The sequence below is a fragment of the Azospirillum sp. INR13 genome (genome assembly GCF_015390205.1).
GTDB lineage: Bacteria > Pseudomonadota > Alphaproteobacteria > Azospirillales > Azospirillaceae > Azospirillum.
Genome location: NZ_VUOI01000024.1, coordinates 61945 through 69079, shown reverse-complemented (window position 1 = coordinate 69079; position 7135 = coordinate 61945). Strand labels below are relative to the sequence as shown.

The 7135-nt window shown below is 67.8% G+C and carries 6 protein-coding genes; 4 read left to right on the top strand and 2 right to left on the bottom strand.

The features are described from left to right. The 4 genes from F1643_RS16570 to F1643_RS16555 form a co-directional block, all read left to right on the top strand. The coding region (locus tag F1643_RS16570) for an AMP-binding protein (RefSeq protein WP_206692532.1) at window positions 1-1224 on the top strand (1224 nt) is incomplete at its 5' end. Beyond that, on the top strand, window positions 1221-2522 hold the full coding sequence (locus tag F1643_RS16565; RefSeq protein WP_194914318.1) for a DUF6005 family protein: 1302 nt from the start codon (window positions 1221-1223) through the stop codon (window positions 2520-2522). The genes F1643_RS16570 and F1643_RS16565, both read left to right, overlap by 4 nt. Next, the gene (locus F1643_RS16560) at window positions 2473-3399 is read left to right on the top strand and encodes a sugar phosphate isomerase/epimerase family protein (RefSeq protein ID WP_370540649.1); all 927 of its coding nucleotides are present in this window, start codon (window positions 2473-2475) and stop codon (window positions 3397-3399) included. The genes F1643_RS16565 and F1643_RS16560 overlap by 50 nt, the downstream gene beginning before the upstream one ends. Window positions 3400-3659: 260 nt before the next feature. Beyond that, window positions 3660-5369 carry an AMP-binding protein gene (locus F1643_RS16555; RefSeq protein ID WP_255542904.1) on the top strand — a complete coding sequence of 570 codons (1710 nt, stop codon included), beginning with the start codon at window positions 3660-3662 and terminating at the stop codon, window positions 5367-5369. Between the two features lie 120 nt (window positions 5370-5489). Here the strand turns inward: F1643_RS16555 and F1643_RS16550 are convergent, their stop codons facing one another. Both F1643_RS16550 and fmdA read right to left on the bottom strand, forming a co-directional pair. Beyond that, on the bottom strand, window positions 5490-5837 hold the full coding sequence (locus tag F1643_RS16550; protein WP_149224088.1) for a zinc ribbon domain-containing protein: 348 nt from the start codon (window positions 5835-5837) through the stop codon (window positions 5490-5492). A 24-nt stretch (window positions 5838-5861) separates the two neighbouring features. Next, on the bottom strand, window positions 5862-7094 hold the full coding sequence (gene fmdA, locus F1643_RS16545) for a formamidase (protein WP_194914317.1): 1233 nt from the start codon (window positions 7092-7094) through the stop codon (window positions 5862-5864). Window positions 7095-7135: the final 41 nt, after the last annotated feature.

Here is a 7135-nt window from a genome sequence, read left to right as displayed (position 1 = left end):
GAGGTGGAGGCGTTGATCGCCGCCCACGCCGAGCAGTCCCGCCTGTCCGACCGGCCCGGTGCCCGCTTCGCCGTCTGCTTCACCGACACCATCGACTGGCTCGCCCTGTTCTTCGCCATCCGGGCGGCGGGCGGCAGCCTGCTGCCGCTGCACCCCTCCACCCCGCTGGAGGCGGCGCGGCGGCTGGCGCGCGAGGCCGGCTGCCATGCGCTCTACCACAACAGCCTGACGGCGGAGGAAATCGCCCCCCTGGCGGCGCCGGAGCCGGGCCAACTCCTGCAGATGAGTTCCGGCACCACCGGCGCGCCAAAGCGCATCGCGCGGAGCTGGGCCGAGATCGACCGCGAGATCGAGAGCTATGTCGGCTTCTTCACCGAACCGGCCGGGATGACCCCGGTGATCGCCTGCCCGACCACCCACTCCTATGGCCTGATCTGCGGCCTGTTGGTCGGGCTGCGCCGCGGGGCGGAGCCGGTGATCCTCGACACCACCAACCCGAAATTCCTGCTGAAGGCGCTGCGGCAGATCGAACGGCCGCTGCTCTATTCCTCCCCCGTCATCCTGCACACCCTGGCCCGGCTGCTGCCGGAAGGCGAGCGCATCCATGCGGCGATGACCTCCGGCACGCTGCTGCCGGAACCCTGGTTCGAGCGGATCCGCAGCAAGACCACCCACATGTTCCAGCAATATGGCTGCTCGGAAGCCGGCTGCATCGCGATCAACCCCGACATGGCGGGCAGCGCCGAGCTGGGCCGCGTGCTGCCGCACCACAGCCTGTCCACCGGCACCGTGGACACCCCGGCGGAGATCGTGCTGTCGGTTTCTGGCGATCAAGGCCCGGATGGCGAAATCCGCACCCGCGACCTGGGCTATCTGCGCGACGACGGCATGCTGATGTTCGTGTCGCGGCTGGACGACACCATCAACGTCGCCGGCCTCAACGTCTATCCGCAGGAGGTGGAGGACGTGGCGATGGCGCTGCCCGGCGTCGCCGACGCCGTGGCCTTCCGCCGCACCGACCGCTTCGCCGGCGAACGGGTCGCCCTGCTGTTCTCCGCCGCCGCCGAGGTGACGGAGCAGGCGCTGCGCGACTGGTGCCGGGAGAATCTGGCCGCCCACCAGCAGCCGGGCGAACTGATCCGCGCCGACGCCCTGCCCCGCATGGCCAACGGCAAGATCAGCCGGCGCGAGGTCGCCGCCCGCTTCGCGGAGGCCGCGGAATGACGCCGGCCTTGACCGAACGGGACATCGTCGAAGCCATCCGCACCGTCCTTCGCGACCATCTGCAGAACCGCCATCTCGACCGCTTCGGCCCGGACGCGCGGCTGAACGAGGATCTCTACCTCGACTCCGTGCTGCTGATGGAGCTGTTCCTGCAGCTGGAGCTGTCCTTCGGACTGGAGGCGCCGGACGAACTCATCACCTCGCGCGATCTGGCGACGGTGGCCGACGTGGCCGGCCTGTTCGCCGGCACCCGCCCGGTCGCCGCAGTGGAAGCGCTTCCCCCCGGCAGCGTCCATGGCGAGGAGTATCAGGACCTCAAGATCCACTGCTTCGTCAGCTGCGTCTGCGACGCGCTGAAGCGGGCGGGGATCGACCATCGCCCCTTCTATTTCGGCGTCTGGGACGCCGGGTTCGAAATCGGGGCCGACCGGGTGCTGCGCTATCACGGGCCGACCGTCAGCCATGATTTCTTCCGCGACTGGTTCCGCCGCCTCTACGGGGCGGAGGTGCGGCAATGGTACGACCATGGCCGCAGCAAGGAGGACAACCTCGCCCTGCTGGTCGATCTGGTGGAGCGGCGGTCGGACAGCCTGTCCATCATGGCGATGGTCGATCTGTTCCACCTGCCGGAGCGGGAAAACAAGTTCAACCAGAACCCCTTCCCGCATTACCTGATGCTGGAGACCGGCAGCGATCCGGCGACCTTCATGGTCCGCGACCCCGATTTCCGCTGGGAAGGCGAGATCGCGCGCGACCGCATCGCCACCGCCTTTCTCCAGCCCAGCGTCGCCGGCGGCTATCTGTTCGACCGGCGCGAGCTGCACCCCGCCCGGCCCGCCGACATCGCCGCCTATTTCGAGGCCTGCTTCCTGCCCGACGCCAACCCGCTGACCGTCGCGGTGCGCGGCATCCTGACGGCGCATCTGGACGGAACCGACGGGCTCTCGCCGACCGGTCTGTCGCATGCGCTGCGCGAACTGCCGGTGTTCGCCATCCGCAAATACGCCTACGAGCACGGTTTCGCCTTCTTCTGGCGGGCGCTGCGCCTGCCCGACGACAGCTTCCTTGCCCGCTGCGACGAGATCGAGGAACTGTTCCAGGGCTTCAAGTCCCTGCAATACGCGATCCTCCGCCTCGCCCAGACCGGCGATACGGACCTCGCCCCCGACCTGTTCGCGCGGCTCGACCTGCTCGACCGGCAGGAGACGGCCTTGAAGGGCGAGCTTGCCGCCGTCTTCCGGCAATGGCGTGCCGCCGCCGTTTTGGCCCCCATTCCCTCTCCCACCGAGGTGGCGTGATGAGACTGTCGCTCTGCACCATCAGTTTCCGGCATCATCTGGTGTCGCTGGAGGATCTGGCCGTCTGGGCAGCCGGCAATGGCTTTCAGGGGATCGAGCTGTGGGGCGCGCATGCCCGCAACATGGCGGCGGTGTCCGACCGCGGCGGCGACTGGCTGGCGCAGTTCGGCCTGTCGGTGCCGATGGTCAGCGACTATCTGCCGCTGGACGGCGACCCCGACGCGCTGGTGCGCAAGACGCTGGACCTCTGCCGGCTGGCGCAGCGCTGGGGGCCGGCAAGATCCGAACCTTCGCCGGCAGCACGGGCAGTGCCGAGACCTCGCCGGAACGCCGGATCTTCATCGCGGAGCGGCTGCGCACGCTCTGCGGGCTGGCCGCCGACCATGGGCTGTCGCTGCTGGTGGAGACGCACCCCGGCACCCTGGCCGACAGCCTGACGGCCACCCGCGCGCTGATCGCCGCCGTCGGCCACCCGGCACTGAAGGTCAATTTCGACGTGCTGCATGTCTGGGAGGGCGGCGACGATCCGGTGGCCGCCCGGCGGGCGCTGCGTCCGCACATCGGACACTACCACCTGAAGAACATCCGCGCCCGCGACGACCTGCCGGTGTTCGAGCCGGCCAACGTCTATGCCGCGGCCGGACGGCGCGACGGCATGGTACCGCTGTTCGACGGGGTGGTGGACTATCGCCGCTTCCTCGCCGAGTTGGCGGACGATCCTGCGGCGGAAGGCTCGCTGGAGTGGTTCGGCGACGATTGCTACACGGTGCTGCGCCGCGACCGCGACGATGTAGAGGCGGCGCTGGCCCCGGTTGCGGGCACCCTGCCCCGCCCCCTGCCTCGCCGTGTCGCCGGAACCCGGCACGGTACGGCGTAGCGCCCCCCACTGTCGCGAATACGGCGCGCAACGCTGCGCCCCAATCCACAGTCCGTTCCGACGCGGCGTTGGCTTTGTGCCCTCGTCCATTCGCTCGCACCCCACCCGACCGTTCCTTATCGGCAGGGGCCATTAACCGAACGGGGGATCGACAGACCGCTCCCCTTGCGGGTTCATTAGGGCACTGCGCCGTCCCGCCCGCGGGGTGGTGCCCATGAACGGCCAACGGCCGATAAATCATCCGGGGAAGGAAAGCAGCCTTGCATACGGACACCACGTCGCTGACCCAGAGCTATGTCCACGGCGCCAGCCGCACCCCGCTGCTGGGCGAGACCATCGGCGCGCATCTCGACCGTATGGCGGCGCTGTCGCCCGACCGGCCCGCCCTGATCGTCCGGCACCAGAACGTCCGCTGGACCTATGCGGAGTTCAAGCGCACGGTCGACCGGGTGGCGGCGGGGCTGGTCGCGCTGGGGCTGAAGCCGGGCGAGCGCATCGGCATCTGGTCGCAGAACAACGCCGAATGGGTGGTGACGCAGTTCGCCACTGCCAAGGCCGGCCTGATCCTGGTCAACATCAACCCGGCCTACCGCCTGCACGAGCTCGAATACGCCATCAACAAGGTCGGTTGCGCCGCGCTGATCCTGTCGCCGTCCTTCAAGTCGAGCGACTATATCGGCATGATCGCCAAGTTGGCGCCGGAATTGGATCAGTCGGCCGCAGACCGGCCCCTATCCCTGCAACGGCTGCCCAGCCTGCGCCACCTGATCCGGCTGGGCACGGATAAGACGCCGGGCATGCTGAATTTCGACGATCTGCCGGCGCTGGCCCGGCCGGCCGACGTGGCGGAGCTGGGGCGGCTGGCCGGCATCCTGCAATTCGACGATCCCGTGAACATCCAGTTCACCAGCGGCACCACCGGCAGCCCGAAGGGCGCCACGCTGACCCACCACAACATCCTGAACAACGGCTTCTTCGTCGGCGAGGCGATGCGCCTGACGGAGGAGGACCGGCTGTGCATCCCGGTGCCCTTCTATCACTGCTTCGGCATGGTGCTGGGCAATCTCGCCTGCGTCACCCACCGCGCCTGCATGGTGATCCCCGGCGAGGGCTTCGACCCCATTGCCGTGCTGTCCGCAGTGCAGGAGGAGCGCTGCACCGGCCTGCACGGCGTGCCGACCATGTTCATCGCCCTGCTCGACCACCCCGACTTCGCCCGTTATGACCTGTCGAGCCTGCGCACCGGCATCATGGCCGGCTCGCCCTGCCCGATCGAGGTGATGAAGCGGGTGGTCACGGAAATGAACCAGCGCGAGATCACCATCGCCTACGGCATGACCGAGACCAGCCCGGTCAGCTTTCAAAGCTCCACCGACGATCCGCTGGAACGGCGCGTGTCCACGGTGGGCCGGATCCAGCCACATCTGGAGGTGAAGGTCGTCGATGCCGAGGGCCGCATCGTTCCGCCAGGCACGCCGGGGGAACTGCTGACCCGCGGCTATTCGGTGATGCGCGGCTATTGGGCCGACGCGGAGCAGACGGCGCGGGCCATCGACGAGGCCGGCTGGATGCACACCGGCGACCTCGCCACCATCGACGCCGAGGGCTATTGCAACATCGTCGGCCGGCTGAAGGACATGGTGATCCGCGGCGGCGAGAACATCTATCCGCGCGAGGTCGAGGAATTCCTCTACACCCACCCCGACATCGCCGACGTGCAGGTGTTCGGCGTGCCGGACCAGCAGTTCGGCGAACAGCTCTGCGCCTGGATCCGGCCGAAGCCGGGAGCGGCGCTGACCGAACAGCAGGTCACCGCCTTCTGCCAGGGCGCCATCGCCCACTACAAGATCCCGAAATACATCCGCTTCGTCGACGAGTTCCCGATGACGGTGACCGGCAAGATCCAGAAATTCGTGATGCGCCAGACGATGATCGAGGAACTCGACCTCTCACAGGACAGGACGGCATAGGCGCGCGTCATCCTGTCGCCGAGCCAGCACAAAGGGCGCTGGGGGGAGCGGCATCCGTCCCCCCTCGGCCCCTGGCCGGTCGCGTCCGCCCCATCACCTTGATCTTCCGGTCCCCATGCGTCAGTGGCTGATCATCCACGGCCTTGCCGTGGGGAAGCCCTTCGCGCCATCGGCGGTGCGCAGCACCGACCGGCCCTTTCCGCCGCCACCGCAACAGCCGCAACCGGGGCCGTGCTTGTGCTTCGGCCCGGTTTCCGACAGCAGGCTCGGCCGGTCGGCGCTGCGTTCGTTGGTGGCGTGCGCCGCCCGCGTCGCGGCGGATACGCCGGAGAAGGCCGGCGCCATGCGGATCACCCGCGGCGACGGCGTCTCGCAATGGGGACAGAGCTGCGGCAGGCTGCATTCTGCCATCGGCCGCATTTCCGTGAAGTCGCCGCAGGTCGGGCACTCGTAATCATACATCGGCATGGCGTGGCCTCCTTCCCCGGCCGGTTACACGCGGTCCGGCGCGATGGGCATGTCGACGTCGCCGCTGATGAACTTGGTAGGGCCGTCGGCATTCGGCGTGATGTCGAAGTCGAAGATCTGCGTCGGCAGGAACAGGGTGGCGCAGGCGTTCGGCACGTCGACCACGCCGCTGATGTGGCCCTGCACCGGTGCGGTGCCGAGGATCGAATAGGCCTGGGCGCCGGAATAGCCGAACTTCTTCAGATATTCGATGGCGTTCAGGCAGGCCTGGCGATAGGCGACATGGACGTCCAGGTAATGCTGCTCGCCCGCTTCGTCGACCGAAATGCCCTCGAAGATCAGGTAGTCGTTGTAGGTCGGGACGATGGGGCTCGGCTTGAAGATCGGGTTCTTGATCCCGTATTTCGCCATGCCGTCCTTGATCAGGTTGACCTTCAGATGCGCCCAGCCGGCCATTTCGATGGCGCCGCAGAAGGTGATCTCGCCGTCGCCCTGGCTGAAATGCAGGTCGCCCATCGACAGGCCGGCACCCTTCACATAGACCGGGAAATAGATGCGCGAGCCGCGCGACAGGTCCTTGATGTCGCAGTTGCCGCCATGCTCGCGGGGCGGCACGGTGCGCGCGCCTTCCGCCGCCGCCTTGTCGCGGGCGTCGCCCTTCAGCCGGCCCATATGGGCGGTCGGCGCATAGGGCGGGTTGGCGAGGCCGGGGACGCGGGTCGGGTTGGTGTCGATCAGCGCCTGCTCGCGCTTGTTCCACTTGGCCAGCAGGTCGTGCGACGGCAGGCAACCGATCAGGCCGGGGTGGATCAGCCCGGCAAAACGCACGCCGGGGATATGGCGCGACTTGGTGAACATGCCCTCGAAATCCCAGATCGACTTCTGGGCCAGCGGGAAATGCTCGGTCAGGAAGCCGCCGCCGTTCTGCTTGGAGAAGAAGCCGTTGAAACCCCACTGCTGCTGCGGGAAGGCGCCGATGTCGAGCAGGTCCACCACCAGCAGGTCGCCCGGCTCCGCCCCCTCGACCCCGACCGGTCCGCTGAGGAAATGCACCTGGCTGAGATCGACGTCGCGCACGTCGGCGGCATCGTCGTCGTTTTTGATCTGGCCGCCGGTCCAGTCGTAGCATTCCAGGATGAAGTCGTCGCCCGGCTTCACCGTCACCGCCATCGGGATGTCCGGGTGCCAGCGGTTGTGGATCATGTCGTTTTCATAAGGCGTCTGCGACAAGTCGACCTTGATCAGGGCGTCAGCCATGGCTTTGTCTTCCTTTTTGTGGACTGATTTCAAGGGATTGG